The 18,724-nt window shown below is 70.0% G+C and carries 20 protein-coding genes; 19 read left to right on the forward strand and 1 reads right to left on the reverse strand.

What is annotated here, in order from left to right; genetic code table 11:
- The first annotated feature begins 6 nt into the window (after window positions 1-6).
- From thrB to prmC, 4 genes are all read left to right on the forward strand, one after another.
- On the forward strand, window positions 7-996 hold the full coding sequence (thrB, locus tag JOD51_RS07390; protein ID WP_204607682.1) for a homoserine kinase: 990 nt from the start codon (window positions 7-9) through the stop codon (window positions 994-996).
- A gap of 164 nt (window positions 997-1,160) precedes the next feature.
- Window positions 1,161-3,425, forward strand: coding sequence for a transcription termination factor Rho (rho, locus tag JOD51_RS07395; RefSeq protein ID WP_204607683.1), 2,265 nt, complete (start codon window positions 1,161-1,163; stop codon window positions 3,423-3,425).
- Between the two features lie 3 nt (window positions 3,426-3,428).
- The gene (gene prfA, locus JOD51_RS07400; protein ID WP_204607684.1) at window positions 3,429-4,511 is read left to right on the forward strand and encodes a peptide chain release factor 1; all 1,083 of its coding nucleotides are present in this window, start codon (window positions 3,429-3,431) and stop codon (window positions 4,509-4,511) included.
- Between the two features lie 5 nt (window positions 4,512-4,516).
- Window positions 4,517-5,389 (forward strand): peptide chain release factor N(5)-glutamine methyltransferase, encoded by an 873-nt coding sequence (gene prmC / locus JOD51_RS07405; protein ID WP_204607685.1) that lies wholly within the window; start codon window positions 4,517-4,519, stop codon window positions 5,387-5,389.
- Window positions 5,390-5,451: 62 nt separating this feature from the next.
- Here prmC and JOD51_RS07410 read toward each other — a convergent pair whose 3' ends face one another.
- Window positions 5,452-6,153, reverse strand: coding sequence for an HAD family hydrolase (locus JOD51_RS07410; RefSeq protein ID WP_259556671.1), 702 nt, complete (start codon window positions 6,151-6,153; stop codon window positions 5,452-5,454).
- Window positions 6,154-6,191: 38 nt separating this feature from the next.
- Between JOD51_RS07410 and JOD51_RS07415 the strand changes: the two genes are divergently transcribed.
- From JOD51_RS07415 to JOD51_RS07485, 15 genes are all read left to right on the forward strand, one after another.
- The gene (locus JOD51_RS07415) at window positions 6,192-6,866 is read left to right on the forward strand and encodes an L-threonylcarbamoyladenylate synthase (protein WP_204607687.1); all 675 of its coding nucleotides are present in this window, start codon (window positions 6,192-6,194) and stop codon (window positions 6,864-6,866) included.
- A complete protein-coding gene (locus JOD51_RS07420; protein WP_259556672.1) occupies window positions 6,863-8,116 on the forward strand; it encodes an MraY family glycosyltransferase in 1,254 nt (417 codons plus the stop codon). The genes JOD51_RS07415 and JOD51_RS07420 overlap by 4 nt, the downstream gene beginning before the upstream one ends.
- Complete coding sequence (locus tag JOD51_RS07425; protein ID WP_204607688.1) at window positions 8,113-8,592, forward strand: Cg1360 family ATP-synthase-associated protein; 480 nt, start codon at window positions 8,113-8,115, stop codon at window positions 8,590-8,592. Before JOD51_RS07420 ends, JOD51_RS07425 begins: the two co-directional genes overlap by 4 nt.
- A gap of 104 nt (window positions 8,593-8,696) precedes the next feature.
- Complete coding sequence (gene atpB / locus JOD51_RS07430) at window positions 8,697-9,557, forward strand: F0F1 ATP synthase subunit A (protein ID WP_204607689.1); 861 nt, start codon at window positions 8,697-8,699, stop codon at window positions 9,555-9,557.
- Between the two features lie 61 nt (window positions 9,558-9,618).
- On the forward strand, window positions 9,619-9,855 hold the full coding sequence (gene atpE / locus JOD51_RS07435; RefSeq protein WP_027465781.1) for an ATP synthase F0 subunit C: 237 nt from the start codon (window positions 9,619-9,621) through the stop codon (window positions 9,853-9,855).
- 9 nt (window positions 9,856-9,864) lie between these two features.
- Window positions 9,865-10,428: a F0F1 ATP synthase subunit B gene (locus JOD51_RS07440; protein WP_204607690.1), complete on the forward strand. Its 564-nt coding sequence runs from the start codon at window positions 9,865-9,867 to the stop codon at window positions 10,426-10,428.
- A gap of 2 nt (window positions 10,429-10,430) precedes the next feature.
- Entirely contained in the window at window positions 10,431-11,225 is a 795-nt protein-coding gene (locus JOD51_RS07445; protein WP_204607691.1) for a F0F1 ATP synthase subunit delta, read from the forward strand.
- Between the two features lie 107 nt (window positions 11,226-11,332).
- Window positions 11,333-12,961 carry a F0F1 ATP synthase subunit alpha gene (atpA, locus tag JOD51_RS07450; protein ID WP_204607692.1) on the forward strand — a complete coding sequence of 543 codons (1,629 nt, stop codon included), beginning with the start codon at window positions 11,333-11,335 and terminating at the stop codon, window positions 12,959-12,961.
- Window positions 12,962-13,864, forward strand: a complete 903-nt coding sequence (locus JOD51_RS07455; protein WP_166778793.1) for a F0F1 ATP synthase subunit gamma — start codon at window positions 12,962-12,964, stop codon at window positions 13,862-13,864.
- Between the two features lie 46 nt (window positions 13,865-13,910).
- On the forward strand, window positions 13,911-15,365 hold the full coding sequence (gene atpD / locus JOD51_RS07460; protein ID WP_204607693.1) for a F0F1 ATP synthase subunit beta: 1,455 nt from the start codon (window positions 13,911-13,913) through the stop codon (window positions 15,363-15,365).
- A 1-nt stretch (window position 15,366) separates the two neighbouring features.
- Window positions 15,367-15,630 (forward strand): F0F1 ATP synthase subunit epsilon, encoded by a 264-nt coding sequence (locus tag JOD51_RS07465; RefSeq protein ID WP_110902146.1) that lies wholly within the window; start codon window positions 15,367-15,369, stop codon window positions 15,628-15,630.
- 5 nt (window positions 15,631-15,635) lie between these two features.
- Window positions 15,636-16,397: a YaaA family protein gene (locus JOD51_RS07470; RefSeq protein ID WP_204610959.1), complete on the forward strand. Its 762-nt coding sequence runs from the start codon at window positions 15,636-15,638 to the stop codon at window positions 16,395-16,397.
- A 96-nt stretch (window positions 16,398-16,493) separates the two neighbouring features.
- Window positions 16,494-17,051: a hypothetical protein gene (locus tag JOD51_RS07475; protein WP_204607694.1), complete on the forward strand. Its 558-nt coding sequence runs from the start codon at window positions 16,494-16,496 to the stop codon at window positions 17,049-17,051.
- Between the two features lie 53 nt (window positions 17,052-17,104).
- The gene (locus JOD51_RS07480; protein ID WP_204607695.1) at window positions 17,105-17,821 is read left to right on the forward strand and encodes an FHA domain-containing protein; all 717 of its coding nucleotides are present in this window, start codon (window positions 17,105-17,107) and stop codon (window positions 17,819-17,821) included.
- Between the two features lie 3 nt (window positions 17,822-17,824).
- A complete protein-coding gene (locus JOD51_RS07485) occupies window positions 17,825-18,652 on the forward strand; it encodes a PP2C family protein-serine/threonine phosphatase (RefSeq protein ID WP_259556673.1) in 828 nt (275 codons plus the stop codon).
- Window positions 18,653-18,724: the final 72 nt, after the last annotated feature.

Consider the following 18,724-nt stretch of genomic DNA (forward strand, 5'->3'; position numbering starts at 1 on the left):
GAGGGCATGACCGCCCAGATCGCTGTACCGGCCGGACGGGCGGTGCGCGTGCGCGTCCCGGCGACGTCGGCGAACCTCGGGCCGGGCTTCGACTCCCTCGGACTCGCGCTCTCGCTCTACGACGAGGTCGTCGTCCGCGTCCGACCGGAGCCCGGCGCGACCGTCACCATCGACGGTGTCGGCGCGGGCGAGGTCCCGACCGACGACACGAACCTGGTGGTCCGGGCCGTCCGCCGCGGCCTCGAACACGCCGGGGTCCCGCAGCCGGGGCTCGAGCTGCACGCCACGAACGCCATCCCGCACGGTCGCGGCATGGGGTCCTCGGCGGCGGCCATCGTCGCCGGGCTGATGGCCGCCCGCGGGCTGCTCGAGGGCGTGGTCGACCTCGACGCGGCGACCCTGCTCACCCTCGCCACCGAGATGGAGGGGCACCCGGACAACGTCGCCCCGGCCCTCTTCGGCGGTCTGACGATCGCGTGGATGACGCCGGACGGGCCGGCGCACAAGCGGCTGCTCGTGCACCGCGGTGTCTCGCCGGTCGTGTTCGTGCCGACGTCGACGCTCTCGACGAAGCTCGCCCGTTCGCTGCAGCCGATGACGGTGCCGCACGAGGACGCCGCGTTCAACGTGTCCCGCTCGGCGCTGCTCGTCGCGGCGCTCATCCAGAGCCCGGAACTGCTGCTCGCCGCGACCGAGGACCGGCTGCACCAGGCCTACCGGGCGAGCGCGATGCCGGAGACCGACGCCCTCATCGGCCTGCTCCGCCAGCACGGTCTGGCCGCGGTCGTCTCGGGGGCCGGGCCGAGCCTCCTGGTCATGGGCAGCGACCCGGCGCAGCGGCTCGACGCCGCCGAACTGGTCGAGCGACACGCCGAATCCACCTGGCGTCCGCTCATGCTGGCCGTCGATCTGGGTGGTGCTACAGTGAAAGCGCTCCCGACGCTCGAAGCCGATCTCGCGCAGGCCTCGACCATCCACGGTCGACCGCCAGCTTGATCCGGTGCGTGGGGCACTTTCTCCAGATCACCGTTCTCGGGCCAGATCATCGTGCCTGGCCAGATCACCGTTCCCGGTCCGTCGTCTGAACGACGCCCGTTGCACGCTGCCACGAGAGCGGTGGAAACTCTCCGCGTTCTGCGGTCGGAAGGAACAACACCATCGTGACCGACGTCACCACCTCCACCTCTGTGGAGATCCCCACTGACCTCCGCGCGCTCCGTCTCCCGGAGCTCCAGCGCATCGCCTCGTCCCTCGGCATCACCGGGCTCTCGAAGCTCCGCAAGGGCGACCTGATCGCCTCGATCGAGGACAAGCGTCCGGCCGGGGCAGCAGTCTCCGGCACGCCGACCCTCGACGGCGCCGGGACCGGCACGCCGGCTCCCGAGGCCGCTCCGGCAGCCGAGGCGCCCGCCGCGCAGGCCCCGGTCGCCGAGGCGCCCGTCGCCCAGGCGCCGGTCGCCCAGGAGCCGGCCGCACAGGCCGAGGTCCCCGCCGAGTCCGCACCGCGCGGCCGTCGCAGCCGACGCGTCAGCTCGGGAGGCACGGTCACCGCCGAGCCGACCGCTGCGGTCGCGCACACCAACGCCGGGCACACCGGCACCGAGGACCTGCTCGCGGGCCTCGACCAGGTCCGCGCCGAGAAGGACGCCCAGGAAGCCGCCCAGAGCGGTCAGCGTCGCGGTCGCGGTCGCGACCGTCAGGCACAGCAGTCCGACGCCCAGGACTCCCGCGGCGCCACCGCCGAGACCCAGGTCCCGGTCGCGGACGCCGTCGAGCAGGGCGACCAGGACGCCGTCACCGACGCGGGCCGGCAGGACGACGCCCAGCAGGACGAGGGCCAGCAGCACGACGGCCAGCAGAACGACCAGGGCGACCAGTCCGAGGGCGGCGCCCGTCGTGGCCGTCGCAGCCGCGGCCGTGGTCGTGGCCGCGGGCAGAACGCCGACCAGGCCGACCAGGGTGAGCAGAAGCCCGCCCAGCAGCAGGCCGAGCCCGAGCAGAAGCCGGCGCAGCAGCAGAACGGCAAGCAGCAGAAGCAGCAGGACCAGCGCGACGCCCAGCGCGACCAGCGTGACGCGCAGCGCGACCAGAAGCAGCAGGACCAGAAGCAGTCGGAACCGCAGCGTGGCGACCAGCAGCGTGGCGACCAGCAGCGTGCCGCCGAGCAGGAGGCCGAGAACGGTCGCACCCGCCGGCAGCGTGACCGCAAGCGCGGTCGCGGTGGCCAGAACGACGAGTTCGAGCCCGAGGTCACCGAGGACGACGTCCTCATCCCGATCGCCGGCATCCTCGACGTGCTCGACAACTACGCCTTCGTGCGCACCACCGGCTACCTGCCGGGGCCGGAGGACGTCTACGTCTCGCTCGGCCAGGTGAAGAAGTACCACCTGCGCAAGGGCGACGCCGTCGTCGGTGCGATCAAGCAGCCGCGTGACAACGAGCAGCAGAGCCGCCAGAAGTACAACGCGCTGGTGAAGATCGACACCGTGAACGGCCAGACCGCCGACGAGGCCGCCGCCCGCGTCGACTTCCAGGACCTCACCCCGCTGTACCCGAACGAGCGCCTGCGCCTCGAGACCGAGCCGGCGAAGCTGTCGACGCGGATCATCGACCTCGTGTCGCCGATCGGCAAGGGCCAGCGCGGCCTCATCGTCTCCCCGCCGAAGGCCGGCAAGACCGTCGTCCTGCAGGCCATCGCGAACGCCGTCTCGAAGAACAACCCGGAGGCGCACCTCATGGTCGTCCTGGTGGACGAGCGTCCCGAAGAGGTCACCGACATGCAGCGCACGGTGAAGGGCGAGGTCATCGCCTCGACCTTCGACCGTCCCGCCGAGGACCACACCACCGTCGCCGAGCTCGCGATCGAGCGTGCCAAGCGCCTGGTCGAGCTCGGTCACGACGTCGTCGTGCTGCTCGACTCGATCACCCGTCTGGGCCGCGCGTACAACCTGGCCACCCCGCCGTCGGGCCGCGTGCTCTCCGGTGGCGTCGACTCGGCCGCGCTCTACCCGGTCAAGCGCTTCTTCGGCGCCGCCCGCAACATCGAGAACGGTGGCTCGCTGACCATCCTCGCCACGGCGCTCGTCGAGACCGGGTCGAAGATGGACGAGGTGATCTTCGAGGAGTTCAAGGGCACCGGCAACATGGAGCTCCGCCTCAACCGTCACCTGGCCGACAAGCGGATCTTCCCCGCCGTCGACATCAACGCCTCCGGGACCCGTCGCGAGGAGCAGCTGCTCTCCGCCGACGAGGTCGCGATCACGTGGCGCCTGCGTCGTGCCCTGGCCGGGCTCGACCCGCAGCAGGCGCTCGACGTGGTGCTGCGGAACCTCAAGGAGACGCAGTCGAACGTCGAGTTCCTGGTCCAGATCCAGAAGTCGGTGCCGGCGACCAACGGTCACCACGGCAACGGCCACCAGGAGTAACGCGTGTTCGAGTCGGTGGCAGGGCTGCTGGCGGAACACGAGGAACTGACGCAGCAGCTGTCGGACCCCGCGCTCCACGCCGACGCGGCCCGGGCCAAGAAGGTCAACCGGCGGTACGCCGAACTCAGCCAGATCAAGGCGGCGTACGAGGCCTGGCAGGCGGCGGGGGACGACCTCGCCGCCGCCCGGGAACTCGCACGTGAGGACGAGGCGTTCGCGGACGAGGTCCCCGGGCTCGAGGAGCAGCTGGCCGAGCGCCAGGAGCGTCTCCGCCGACTCCTGATCCCGCGCGACCCCGACGACGGCCGCGACGTGATCATGGAGATCAAGGGCGGCGAGGGCGGCGAGGAGTCGGCGCTGTTCGCGGCCGACCTGCTCCGCATGTACTCGCACTACGCCGAGGGCAAGGGCTGGAAGGTCGAGCTCCTCGAGCGCACCGAGTCCGACCTCGGCGGCTACAAGGACGTCCAGGTCGCGATCAAGTCGAACACGACCGACCCGTCCCAGGGCGTGTGGGCGCACCTCAAGTACGAGGGCGGTGTACACCGTGTCCAGCGGGTGCCGCAGACCGAGTCGCAGGGCCGCATCCACACGTCGACCACCGGCGTGCTCGTCTTCCCCGAGGTCGACGAGCCCGAAGAGGTCGAGATCAACCAGAACGACCTGAAGATCGACGTGTACCGGTCCTCCGGCCCCGGTGGGCAGTCCGTCAACACGACGGACTCGGCGGTGCGCATCACGCACCTCCCGACGGGCATCACGGTCGCGATGCAGAACGAGAAGTCGCAGCTGCAGAACCGCGAGGCGGGCATGCGCGTCCTCCGTGCCCGGATCCTCGCGCGCCAGCAGGAGGAGCTCGACGCCCTGGCCTCGGACGCCCGGAAGTCGCAGATCCGCGGGATGGACCGGTCGGAGCGCATCCGCACGTACAACTTCCCGGAGAACCGGATCGCGGACCACCGCACCGGGTACAAGGCCTACGACCTCGACCGTGTCATGAACGGTGCGCTCGAGCCGGTCATCCAGTCCGCGATCTCGGCGGACGAAGAGGCACGCCTGGCCGCCATCGGCGACCAGGACGCCTGACCGGCGTGGACCGGCAGCAGCCGACGTACGCCGCGGACCGCCTCCTGCGTGAGGCGGCCGCGGCGTTGGCCGCCGCCGGCGTCCCGACGCCGCAGGTCGACGCGGAACTGCTGCTCGCCTGGGCGACCGACACCTCCCGCGGCGCGGTCCAGGCGCGGGCGATGACCGGAGGCGCGATCGCCGCCGAGCACGTCGAGCGCTTCCGACACGCGGTAGCCCGACGCGTCACCCGCGAGCCCCTGCAGCACGTCACCGGCGAAGCCCACTTCCGCGCGCTCACGCTGTCCGTCGGGCCCGGTGTGTTCGTGCCGCGCCCGGAGACCGAGTCGGTCGTCCAGTTCGGCATCGACGCACTCCGGGCGACCGCGGTGCCCGAGCCGATCGCCGTCGACCTCGGCGCCGGAAGCGGTGCGATCGCCATCGCGATGGACACCGAGGTCCCGAACGCCCTCGTGTACGCCGTCGAGCGTTCACCGGAGGCGCTGCCGTGGACCCGGCGGAACGTCGACGCGCACGGCGGCACGGTCCGGCTCGTCGAGGGCGACCTCGCCGACGCGTTCCCGGAGCTCGACGGCCGGGTGTCGGTCGTCGTCTCGAACCCGCCGTACGTCCCCGACGACGCGGTGCCGATCGACCCGGAGGTCCGCGACCACGACCCGGCGCTCGCGCTCTACGGCGGACCCGACGGCCTCGACGCCGTGCGCGCGCTGACCGAGACGGCGTGGCGGCTGCTCGTGCCCGGCGGGCTCCTCGTCGTCGAGCACGCCGAACAGCAGGGCGCCGGGGTCCGCGCGGTCCTCGCGGCCCGTGGCTTCCGGTCGCCGGAGACGCACGTCGACCTCACCGGACGCGACCGCACGACCACCGCGACGCGGTAGCCGGACGCGGGGCGGGCCTCCCGGTCGTCGGTCAGGCTGGTCGCCGGTCCGGTGGCCGTCGGTCAGGCGGTCGTCGGCTGCGCGCTCGGAGCCTGCGCGTCCGGCGCCTGCGCGTCCGGCGTGACGGACGTCGTCTCGTGCGCGGCGATGAACGTGCGGACCGCGTCGCGCAGGTCCGTGTCGTGCTCGACCAGGACGGCCGTGATGCCGACACTCCGGGCACCCGCGACGTTCTCCGGCATGTCGTCGGCGAAGAACGTGCGTTCGGCCGGCACACCGTGGTGCTCGAGCACCCGACGGAAGACGTCCTGCTCGGGCTTGCGCGCACCGAAGTTGCTCGACGTGTCCAGGTGCTCGCCGAACAGCGGGGGCAGCGAGGGCACCCACTCGTGCAACCACCGGCCGGCCAGCGGGCCGTTGTTCGTCAGGAGCGCGACCCGACCGTGCTCCTTGGCGATCCGGACCGCTTCGACCCGCTCGGGCAGCTCGGTCATCGCGGCACCGCGGACTCGCGCCCACTCGGTCTCGTCGACCTCGCAGCCCATCGCCTCCCGGAAGGCCGCAAGGTACTCGTCACCGTCCGCGAAGTGCCCGGCCTCGGCACGCTGCTCGCTGCCGGTGTCCCACCAGCGGCGGCGGAGCTCCACGAAGTCGTGGCCCGTCAGCTCGGAGAGCCCGGCCATGCGGGTCCTCCAGTCGTAGCGGACGAGCACGTCGTCCATGTCGAAGAGGAACAGGAGTGGGGGCGCAGGCGTCTCGTTCACGATGTGCACCATCCTCGCGCACTATCATCGTGCAGGTCATGGCTTCCCGATACGACTGCTCCGACCCCGACGGGCTCCTCACCGGGATGCGGCTCGCCCGAGCCGCCCTCGGTCGCGGTGAACTCGTCGTCGTGCCCACCGACACCGTGTACGGCGTCGCCGCGGACGCGTTCAGCGCGCAGGCCGTGCAGCGCCTGCTCGACGCGAAGGGCCGGACACGCCAGTCGCCGCCGCCGGTGCTCATCCCGGGCGTGGCGACGATGGACGCCCTCGCCAGCGAGGTGCCCGAGCAGGTCCGGCGACTCGTCGACGAGTTCTGGCCGGGCGGACTCACGGTGATCCTCCGGGCGCAGCCGTCGCTCGACTGGGACCTCGGCGAGACGCGCGGCACGGTCGCGCTCCGGATGCCGGACTCGCGCATCGCCCTCGAGCTCCTGCAGGAGGTAGGGCCGCTCGCGGTGTCGTCCGCGAACTCGACCGGCGATCCGGCCGCGATGGACATCGACGCCGCCGAACGGATGCTCGGTGACAGCATCGCCGTGTACCTCGACGGGGGAGCGGTCCCCGTGCACGAGGGCACCGCCGCCTCGACCGGTTCCACGATCGTCGACGCCACCGGCCTCGCCGCGGGTGACGGGCTGCGGATCGTGCGCCACGGCGTGATCTCCGACGACGAGATCAGGCGGGTCGTCGGGGACGACCTCGTGCGGTGAAGTTCTACATGCTCGCCGGGGTCATCTCGGCGGTCGTGAGCTTCCTGGTCAGCTGGCTCGTCTGGAAGCTCGGCGTCAAGTACAAGTGGTACCCGAAGGTCCGCGAACGGGACGTGCACCGCACCCCGACGCCGCGGCTCGGCGGCATCGCGATGTTCCTCGGCGTCATCGTCTCGCTGCTCTGCGCGTGGTTCCTCTTCCCCGCCATCGCGGGTCAGGACTACTTCCGGCTGGTCTTCGCCGAACCAGGACGCGTGTTGGCCGTCCTGGCCGGGGCCACGATCATCGTGGTGCTCGGCGTCGCGGACGACATCTGGGACCTCGACTGGATGACGAAGCTCGCGGGCCAGATCATCGCGGCGGGGATCCTGGCGTGGCAGGGCGTCGCGATCGTGTCCCTGCCGATCGGCAACACGCTCGGCGTCGGCTCGTCCTACATGAGCCTGATCTTTACCGTGCTCGCCGTCGTCCTGGTGATGAACGCGGTGAACTTCATCGACGGCCTGGACGGTCTGGTCGCCGGCGTCGCGATCATCGCCGGCGGGGTGTTCTTCCTCTACACGTTCTTCATCAACCGCGTGGTCGTCGAGACCGAGTTCTTCTTCAACCTGCCGTCGCTGCTGACCGCGGTGCTCGTCGGTGCCTGTGCGGGGTTCCTCGTGCTCAACTGGCACCCGGCGAAGCTGTTCATGGGGGACGCCGGGGCGCTGCTCGTCGGTTTCCTGATGGCGACCAGCGCCGTCTCGATCACCGGCAACATCGACCCGGCGGCGGTCCGGACCCGCACCGACCTGCTGCCGGCGTTCATCCCGATCCTGCTGCCGTTCGCGATCTTGGTCGTGCCGATCCTGGACTTCGCCCTCGCCGTGGTCCGTCGCGTCAGTGCCGGCAAGTCGCCGTTCTCGGCCGACCGGAAGCACCTGCACCACCGGCTGCTCGACATGGGGCACTCGCACTTCCACGCGGTGCTGATCTTCTACGCGTGGACCGCCACCGTCGCCTTCGGGTGCCTGCTGTTCCTCTTCGTCAACTGGTGGTGGGTCACGGCCTTCGTCGCCGTCGGCTTCACCGTCTGCGCGATCGCGACGTTCGCGCCGCTCGGCCGCAAGCGTGTCGAGATCGCCGCGCAGACGACCGCCCGACGCGGGGGAGCGGTGGACGCCAGCCTCGACCCGCTCGACCGCGCCGCGGCGGTCCGCGACCCGCACGCCAGCCACCCGTCCCGCCCGAACCCTGGAGACCCCTCGTGACCACCCCGAACGGCCTCGACCACGTCCGGCCCGTGTTCCGGCGCATCCTCCTGCAGGGCGCCGTCCTCGCCGGCGCCCTCGCGGTCGTCGGGGGCGTCGTCGGCTGGTTCGTGGCCGGCGGTCCGGGCCTGACCGGCGGCCTCATCGGCGCCGTGATGAGCGTCGTGTTCTGCGGGCTCACCGCGGTGAGCGTCCTCCTGGCGATCCGGTTCTCCGGCGGTCAGATGATCTCCGGCGCCTTCTTCGGCACGATCATGGGCACCTTCCTGGTGAAGTTCGTCGTGTTCATCGTCGTGCTCGTGGCGTTGAAGGACCGCGACTGGGTGAACACGCCCGTCCTGGCGATCGCGATCATCATCGGGGTCATCGGTTCGCTCGTCATCGACGTCACCGTCATCGCCCGGGCCCGCGTGCCGATCGGCGTCGAACTGCCGGGAGACCGGACGGACGCTGAGGATCGCGGCCCCGTGGCCTGAGAGCCCGAGAAGCCGCACACACCTGATAGGCTTCTGGAGCCCGCTGCCGGAGCATGAGCTCGGACGGGCAAGCCTCCACATCAGTCCACCTCCGCGTGCCATGCGTGCGCGCCCCGACACAGGAGACAGCGCTGCTATCCCACGCTCTTCCCCTGTCCCTCATCGCTGCGGGTAACCCCGTCGCGGCGGGGAGCAGCAAGGCCGCCGAGTTCCATGGTCCGTCGATCAACGAGTTCTTCCCGGACCCGATCTTCTTCGCCGGCACGCCGATCGAGATGGACCGCATCGTCCTCATCCGCTTCTTCGCGGTGGCCGTGCTCCTCGTCTTCGCATTCGCCGGAACGCGCGCGCTCAAGCTGGTCCCCAACCGTGGACAGGCATTCATCGAGTACGCCTTCGACGTCGTCCGTCGGAACACCTTCGACAACCTGGGTGAGAAGGACGGCAAGCGCTTCCTGCCGCTCCTCGCGACGATCTTCTTCGGCGTCCTGTTCATGAACCTCACGGGACTCGTCCCGTTCATGAACATCGCCGGTACCAGCCGCATCGCCATGCCGATGATCCTGGCGATCGTCGCCTACGTCGCGTTCATCTACGCCGGCCTCCGCAAGCACCCGGGCACGTTCCTCCGGAACTCGCTCTTCCCGCCCGGGGTGCCGTGGCCGCTGTACATCATCGTGACGCCGATCGAGCTCGTCTCCACCTTCGTGCTCCGTCCGATCACGCTGACGCTGCGACTCCTGATGAACATGGTCGTGGGGCACCTGCTCCTCGTCCTGTTCTTCTCGGCGACGTGGTTCTTCTTCTTCGACGCGGAGAGCCTCTTCAAGTTGTTCGGTGTCGGGACGCTCGCGTTCGGCATCGCCTTCAGCTTCTTCGAAGTCCTCGTCGGGTTGCTCCAGGCGTACGTCTTCATGTTGCTGACGGCCGTCTACATCCAGCTCGCGCTGGCTGACGAGCACTGACACCCTTCTGACCCCCTACGGGACCGACACTCGTCGGACCCGCACCTCGAAAGGAAAACACGTGGACGCAACGACCGTTCTCGCGGAGATCAACGGCAACATCGCGACGGTTGGCTACGGCCTCGCTGCGATCGGCCCGGCCATCGGCGTCGGCATCGTCGTCGGCAAGACCATCGAGTCCGTGGCCCGCCAGCCCGAACTCCAGGGTCGCCTCACCACCCTCATGTACATCGGTATCGCCTTCACCGAGGCCCTTGCCTTCATCGGCATCGCGACGTACTTCATCTTCACCAACTAAGGCCCCTCGATGCAGACTGCACTCATCATCGCGGCGGAGGAAACGCACAATCCGCTGATCCCACCGGTGTACGACATCGTGTGGTCCGCGGTGGCCTTCGTCATCATCTTCATCGTGATGTGGCGTGTCGTCACGCCGCGGATCACGAAGATGCTCGATGAGCGCACCGAGGCCATCGAAGGCGGCATCAAGAAGGCCGAAGCCGCCCAGGAACAGGCCGCAGCTGCGCTCGACGAGTACAACAAGCAGCTGGCTGACGCGCGTGCCGAGGCATCGCGCATCCGTGAGCAGGCCCGTGCCGACGCCACCGCGATCGGCAATGAGGTCCGCGAGCAGGCCAGCGCCGACGCCGCACGCATCACCGCGAACGCCCAGGCGCAGATCGAGGCAGAGCGCCAGAGCGCGCTCCAGTCGCTCCGCTCCGAGGTCGGCACGCTCGCACTCGGCCTCGCGTCGGGTGTCATCGGCCAGTCCCTCCAGGACGACGCCAAGGCGACCGCCGTCGTCGACCGCTTCCTCGCCGACCTCGAGTCGTCGCAGGGTGCCCAGACGGCGGCCGGAACGGAGCACTGAGCATGCGCAGCGCCACCCGCGAAGCGATGACGTCTACCAGGGCGGTGCTCGCCGAACTCGGCAGTGCCGTCGACCTGGGCGTCGGCGCGGAGATCTTCGCCTCCGGGCGAGCGATCGCCCGGGCGTCGCAGCTGCTCAACCTGCTCGCCGACCCGACCGCCGACACCGCTGGCAAGAAGGTCCTCATCGACCGCGTCTTCGCCGGGCAGAGCGACGCCACGCGCGCCGTCCTGACCGCCGTCGCCGGCTCGCGCTGGTCGTCGCAGGGTGACCTGCTCGCCGGCATCGAGGACGCAGCAGTGCGTGCCGTGGCCGCGACGGTCGACCAGTCCACCTCGATCGAGGCGGAACTGTTCGCCTTCGAGACCGCGGTCCGTTCGGACGCCGGACTCGAGCTCGCCCTCGGGACCAAGCTCGGCAGCGCCGACCAGAAGGGCTCCCTCGCGGAGCGCCTGCTGGCCGGCAAGGTGTCGCAGCAGACGATCACCATCGTGTCGAACCTCGTGCAGCAGCCCCGTGGCCGCCGCATCGGCGAGATCGTGCGTGACGCCTCCCGGATCGTCGCGGACCAGGCGGACAAGCTCGTCGCCACGGTCATCACGGCGACGCCGCTGTCCGACGACCAGGCGGCCCGCGTCGCCCGGGGGATCGCGCAGCGCTACGGACGGGACATCACCGTGAACCGCGTCGTCGACCCCTCGGTCATCGGCGGGGTCCGCGTGCAGGTCGGCGGCGACGTCATCGACGGCACCGTCGCGACGCGGCTCGCAGACCTCCGTCTGCAGCTCGCCGGCTGAGCGTACGGTCGGACTCGTCCCTCCCAAGTCCACAACGGGAACTGCCCCGCCCGGCAGCATCACCCTCTCGGAGCCGAAGGGCCCCGGAAACCAACAAGGAAAATCCCATGGCAGACATCACCATCAGCCCCGATGAGATCCGTGATGCCCTGAAGGACTTCGTCTCGAACTACGAGCCGACGAAGGCCTCCACGGCCGAGGTCGGGCACGTCACCGACGCCGGTGACGGCATCGCCCACGTCGAAGGCCTCCCCGGCGTCATGGCCAACGAGCTCATCCGCTTCGCGGACGGCACGCTCGGCCTCGCCCAGAACCTCGACGAGGACTCGATCGGTGCCATCGTGCTCGGCGAGTTCTCCGGCGTCGAAGAGGGCCAGGAAGTCACCCGCACGGGTGAGGTCCTCTCCGCCCCGGTCGGCGACGCGTTCCTCGGCCGGGTCGTCGACCCGCTCGGCGCCCCGATCGACGGTCTCGGCGAGATCGCTGCCGAGGGCCGTCGTGCCCTCGAGCTGCAGGCGCCGGGCGTCATGTCCCGCAAATCGGTCCACGAGCCGATGCAGACCGGCATCAAGGCGATCGACGCGATGATCCCCGTCGGCCGCGGCCAGCGTCAGCTGATCATCGGTGACCGCCAGACCGGCAAGACGGCCATCGCGATCGACACCATCATCAACCAGAAGGCCAACTGGGACTCGGGCGACGAGAACAAGCAGGTCCGCTGCATCTACGTCGCCATCGGTCAGAAGGGCTCCACGATCGCCTCCGTCAAGGGTGCGCTCGAGGACGCCGGTGCGATGGAGTACACGACCATCGTCGCGGCCCCCGCCTCCGACCCGGCCGGCTTCAAGTACCTCGCCCCGTACACCGGTTCGGCCATCGGCCAGCACTGGATGTACCAGGGCAAGCACGTCCTCATCGTCTTCGACGACCTGTCGAAGCAGGCCGAGGCCTACCGTGCGGTGTCGCTCCTCCTGCGTCGTCCGCCAGGACGCGAGGCCTACCCGGGTGACGTCTTCTACCTGCACTCCCGTCTGCTGGAGCGTTGCGCGAAGCTGTCCGACGAGCTCGGCGCCGGATCGATGACGGGCCTCCCAATCATCGAGACCAAGGCGAACGACGTCTCGGCGTACATCCCGACCAACGTGATCTCGATCACGGACGGCCAGATCTTCCTGCAGTCGGACCTCTTCAACGCGAACCAGCGTCCGGCCGTCGACGTGGGCATCTCGGTGTCCCGCGTCGGTGGTGACGCCCAGGTGAAGTCGATCAAGAAGGTCTCCGGCACGCTGAAGCTCGAGCTGGCGCAGTACCGCTCGCTCGAGGCCTTCGCGATGTTCGCTTCCGACCTCGACCAGGCGTCGCGTCGTCAGCTCGACCGCGGTGCGCGTCTGACCGAGCTGCTCAAGCAGCCGCAGTACTCGCCGTACCCGGTGGAGGAGCAGGTCGTCTCGATCTGGGCCGGCACCAACGGCAAGCTCGACACGGTCCCGGTGAAGGACGTGCTGCGCTTCGAGTCCGAGCTGCTCGACCACATGCGTCGCAACTCTGACGTGCTCACGACGCTGCGCGAGACGAACCAGCTCAGCGACGACACCGTCTCGGCGATGTCGAAGGAGATCGACGAGTTCACGAAGAGCTTCCAGACGAGCGACGGCAAGACGCTCGGCTCGGAGCAGTTCGACGCCGCGGATTCCGAGGACGTCGACCAGGAGCAGATCGTCAAGGGTCGTCGCTAGATGGCAGCGCAGGTCCGGGTCTACCGTCAGCGGATCAAGTCGGCGAAGACCACGAAGAAGGTCACGCGCGCCATGGAGTTGATCTCGGCGTCGCGGATCCAGAAGGCGCAAGCCCGCATGGCCGCGTCCGGTCCGTACTCGCGTGCGGTGACCCGGGCCGTGTCCGCGGTGGCGACGTTCTCGAACGTCGACCACGTGCTGACCACCGAGCCGGCCACGTCGACCCGTGCGGCCGTGGTGCTGTTCACCTCGGACCGTGGGCTCAACGGCGCGTTCAGCACCAACGTTCTCAAGCAGGGCGAGGAGCTCGCCTCCCTGCTCCGCAGCGAGGGCAAGGACATCGTGTACTACCTGGTCGGACGCAAGTCCGTCGGGTACTTCGCGTTCCGTGAGCGTGCGTCGGAGCAGCAGTGGGTCGGCAACACCGACCAGCCGGAGTTCTCGACCGCCAAGGAGATCGGCGACGCCGTCGTGGCGAAGTTCCTGCAGGACACCGCCGAGGGCGGCGTGGACGAGATCCACATCGTGTTCAACCGGTTCCTCAGCCTCGCCACGCAGGAGCCGCAGGTCGTCCGCCTGCTGCCGCTCGAGGTCGTGGACGGAGTGGACGAGCCCTCGGGCGACGAGCCGCTGCCGCTGTACGAGTTCGAGCCGGACGCCGATGCAGTGCTCGACTCGCTGCTGCCGGTCTACATCGAGAGCCGCATCTTCAACGCCATGCTGCAGTCGGCTGCTTCCGAGCACGCCGCCCGCCAGAAGGCCATGAAGGCGGCGAGCGACAACGCCGACTCCCTGATCCGTGACTTCACCCGTCTCGCGAACAACGCGCGACAGGCCGAGATCACGCAGCAGATCTCCGAGATCGTCGGCGGCGCCGACGCCCTCTCGTCGAAGAAGAAGTAGTCCGCCGCGTGCGCGGACAGACACCCACCCCAGGAAGGCACCAGCCATGACCGACACCGCAACCACCGCGGTCGAGACGTCGTCGGCGCCCGGTGTCGGCCGGATCGCCCGTGTCACGGGTCCCGTCGTCGACATCGAGTTCCCGCATGACGCGATCCCGGAGATGTACAACCTCCTGTTCACGACCATCACCATCGGTGAGTCGTCGCAGGAGATCGGCCTCGAGGTCGCCCAGCACCTCGGCGACGACCTCGTCCGCGCCATCTCCCTGAAGCCGACCGACGGCCTCGTCCGTGGTCAGGAAGTCCGTGACTCGGGCGCCCCGATCTCGGTCCCCGTCGGCGACGTCACCAAGGGCAAGGTCTTCGACGTCCTCGGCAACGTCCTCAACTCGGACGAGAAGCTCGAGATCGCCGAGCGTTGGCCGATCCACCGCAAGGCCCCGGCCTTCGACCAGCTCGAGTCCAAGACCTCGATGTTCGAGACCGGCATCAAGTCGATCGACCTCCTCACCCCGTACGTGCAGGGTGGCAAGATCGGCCTCTTCGGTGGTGCGGGCGTCGGCAAGACCGTCCTCATCCAGGAGATGATCCAGCGCGTCGCGCAGGACCACGGCGGTGTGTCGGTGTTCGCCGGTGTCGGTGAGCGCACCCGTGAGGGCAACGACCTCATCGGTGAGATGGAAGAGGCGGGGGTCTTCGACAAGACGGCCCTCGTGTTCGGCCAGATGGACGAGCCGCCGGGGACGCGCCTCCGCGTGGCCCTGTCGGCGCTGACGATGGCGGAGTACTTCCGCGACGTGCAGAAGCAGGACGTCCTGCTCTTCATCGACAACATCTTCCGCTTCACGCAGGCCGGTTCCGAGGTCTCCACGCTGCTCGGTCGCATGCCGTCCGCAGTGGGCTACCAGCCGAACCTCGCCGACGAGATGGGTGTGCTCCAGGAGCGCATCACCTCGACGCGTGGTCACTCGATCACCTCGCTGCAGGCGATCTACGTCCCGGCTGACGACTACACCGACCCGGCTCCGGCGACCACGTTCGCGCACCTCGACGCCACGACCGAGCTCTCCCGCGAGATCGCGTCGCAGGGTCTGTACCCGGCCATCGACCCGCTGACCTCCACGTCGCGGATCATGGACCCCCGGTACCTGGGCGCCGACCACTACGAGACGGCCACGCGCGTCAAGCAGATCCTCCAGAAGAACAAGGAACTGCAGGAGATCATCGCCATCCTCGGTGTCGACGAGCTCTCCGAAGAGGACAAGATCACGGTGGAGCGCGCTCGTCGCATCCAGCAGTTCCTGTCCCAGAACACCTACATGGCGAAGAAGTTCACCGGTGTCGAGGGCTCCACGGTGCCCCTCAAGGACACCATCGAGTCCTTCCGCGCCATCGCCGACGGCGAGTTCGACCACGTCGCGACGCAGGCGTTCTTCAACGTCGGTGGCATCAACGACGTGGAAGAGAAGTGGGCTCAGATCCAGAAGGAGAACCGCTGACATGGCGGGTCTCACCGTGAGCGTCGTCTCGGCTGACCGCGAGGTCTGGTCGGGCGACACCACCATGGTCGTCGCACGGACGACGGAGGGCCAGATCGGCATCCTCGCGGGACACGAGCCGATGCTCGCGATCCTCGCGCAGGGTCAGGTCCGCATCACGCGGGCCGACGGTTCCACCGTCGCGGTCGACGCGGAGGACGGCTTCCTCTCCGTCGAGCACGACACGGTCACGATCGTGGCGCGGCAGGCCGCGCTGGCGTCCTGACCGGACTGACCGTCCTCCTCCCGCCGTCGGAGACGAAGCGGGAGGGCGGGGACACGGAGCGCACCCTCGACCTGGGTGCGCTCTCGTTCCCGGAACTGGCCACAGAGCGGGCCGCGGTGATCACCGCGGCCCGCTCCGTCAGTTCCGAGGAGTCTTCTGCGCGGACGGCGCTGAAGCTCGGGCCGAAGTCGATCGCCGAACGACTCCGGAACCTGGTCCTCGAGACCAGCCCGACGATGCCCGCGATCGAGCGGTACACCGGCGTGCTCTACGACCCGCTCGACGCCCGGGAGGCCGACACGGCGACCCGTGCCTGGTGGGACCGCCACATCGTGGTGCAGTCCGCGATGTTCGGCCCCGTCGGCGCAGGCGACCTGATCCCGGCCTACCGGCTGTCACACGACTCGCGGCTGCCCGGGCTCCGGCTCATCTCGCACTGGCCGGCCCCCGCGGGTTCGGCGCTGGCGACCCGTCGAGACGGCCTGGTCCTCGACCTCCGGTCCGAGGGTTACCGTGCGCTCGGCCCGGCGCCGGGCGCCGTGGCACTCCGCGTGGTGAGCGTCGCCGGGGACGGTCGTCGCAAGGCACTGAACCACTGGAACAAGACGGCGAAGGGTCGGCTCGTCGCGCTGCTCGGCCGGACCGGCGCCGCCGTGTCGACGATGGCGGAGCTCGCTGACTGGGCCGCCGCGCACGGCGTCGTCATCGAGCAGGTCGACGGCAGCTGGGAGCTCGTCGCCGAGAGCCTGGGGCCCGCCGCCGTCTGAGGTCCCGTCCTCCACAGGGCGGTCGCGCCGTGCACCTCTCCACGGGTGCGCGGTCGCGGCCGTCCTGGAGGCCCGCCCCGCGTCAGGCTCGGAGGCATGCGAACCACGGACACCACCTCCACCCCCGCCAGCACCACGACGTTCCCCCGGTACAGCCACGAGATCGCCGCGGCGGTCACCCTGCCGAGCGGCGCCCGCGCCCTCGTCGCACCGGGGCCCCTGACCGTCGCGGGCGGCATCGCACTCACGACGGCCTGCGCTGCACTGTCGACGCGGCTGGCGCTCCTGGCGTTCCTGGCCGACCCGGACGCCGACGAGCCGACCGGCATCACCGGCCACGATCCGTTCACCGACCCGATGCCGCCGGCGCTCGTCGGCTCCGGTCCGGAACCCGACCGCGAACGCGTGCGTCGAGCGGGGGACCGGTGCGTCGACGCCTGGCGACGCTGGAGCCAGGACCGGGACTCGGGACAGTCCGTGGTCGGTGTCGCCGGGGCACTCGGGCTCGCCGCGTGGTGTGCGTGGGCGCTCGGATCGGAGGCCCGCGCCAGGACGCGTGCGCGCTACGCCCTCGACCTGCGCAGCCACGACCCCCTGGCGCAACTCGTGCTCCGCAGCTGCACGCTCGGCGTCCGGGCGGCGTGGCGTGGATGAGACCGGGTGCACCGCATCGTCTACGGTTGTGGTGCCGACGGAAGGAGCCGCACGTGCAGGACGACGAGGACCAGCTCGACGACACCGTGCTGCGCGCCTCGCTCCGACGTCCGGTCCGTACCGACGCAGATGGTGATCCCGACGCCGCTCTGCTGGACCAGGCCGGCGTCGTCGACGACGCCGATGTCCTCGGCGACACCGTGCTGCGGCCCGGGCGGCCCGTGTTGCCCGGGCGGCACCGGAGCTCAGCGGCGTCGGTCCCGGCGGTTCCCGTCCCTGCGCCGACGACCGCCCCGACGCCACCCAGCCGGGGTCCCGAAGGCCACCTGCCCGTACCGGTGCCCTCGATCCGGATCGGTGGTCGGGTCCACCGGCTCGACCGTCCGGCGGTCGTCGGTCGTCGTCCCGGACGGCCGCGGGTCGTCCAGGGCCCCGTCCCGGAGCTCGTCACCGTGCCCTCGCCGGGGGGAGTGGTGTCGTCCTCCCACGTCCTGTTCCACGCTGCCGGCTCCACCGCGGTGGTCGACGACCTGCACGCGACGAACGGCACGGTCATCCGCGCGCCGGGTGCCCCGCCGTACCGGATGCCCGCGGGTGCCTCGATGGTGGTGCTGACCGGTACGGTTGTCGACATCGGGGACGGTGCCACCATCGAGGTGCTGTCGCCGTACCTGCGGTCCGTCCCTCCCGGCGGCCGCGAGTCGTCCGGACCACTGCCCGTTCCACCTCCCACACCCGGTCCGTCCCGAACCCCCAGAGAGCGACCCTGAACCGTGACCGAACTCGGCCGTGCTGCCTCCTCCCACGCCATCGACCTGCCCGACGGCAACGGTGCGACGCTGACCTTGTCCTGGGGGGCCGCGACCGACGTCGGGCGTCGCCGTGACCACAACGAGGACAGCTACATCGTCGACGCTCCCTACTTCGTGGTGGCGGACGGCATGGGCGGGCACCTGGCCGGGGACCGTGCGTCGGACGCGGTGGTGCGACGACTCGGCGACTCCACGACGGAGCCGTTCGCCTCGCGCCAGACGATCCAGCGCGCACTGCTCCTCGCGACCGCCGACATCGAGAAGGCGGCGGGCGGCAACGCGATCGGTGCCGGTACGACCGTCACCGGGGTCGCGCTCGTCGCGTCGCAGGGGCAGCCCTCGGCGCTGGTCTTCAACGTCGGTGACTCGCGCACCTACCGCAGCGACGCGGGTGCGCCGCTGAAGCGTCTGACCATCGACCACTCCGTCGTGCAGGAGATGGTGGACGCCGGCGTGTTGCGGGCCGAGGACGCCGAGTCCCACCCGGACAGCAACGTGATCACCCGGGCGGTCGGGTTCGGGGAGCCGCCGGAGCCCGACTGGTGGACCATCCCGCTCCGCACCGGTGACCGTTACGTCGTCTGCTCGGACGGTCTGACGAAGGAGATCGGCGACGTCGGCATCTCCCGCATCGCGGCGAAGGTCGACGACCCGCAGGAGCTCGCCGAGCGTCTGGTGGGCGACGCCGTGATCGCCGGCGGTCGGGACAACGTGACGGTCGTGGTGCTGCAGGTCGACGAGGCCCCGGCCGTGTCGGACGACATCGAGGACACCGTCCCGCGTCGCTGACCCTGGCGGCAGGTGCTGCGAACCGGGCTGGGGCGTCAGGTCCGGTAGAATTTCACCGTGGTGTCCTCACCA

The organism is Curtobacterium herbarum (assembly GCF_016907335.1).
Classification (GTDB): Bacteria; Actinomycetota; Actinomycetes; order Actinomycetales; family Microbacteriaceae; genus Curtobacterium; species Curtobacterium herbarum.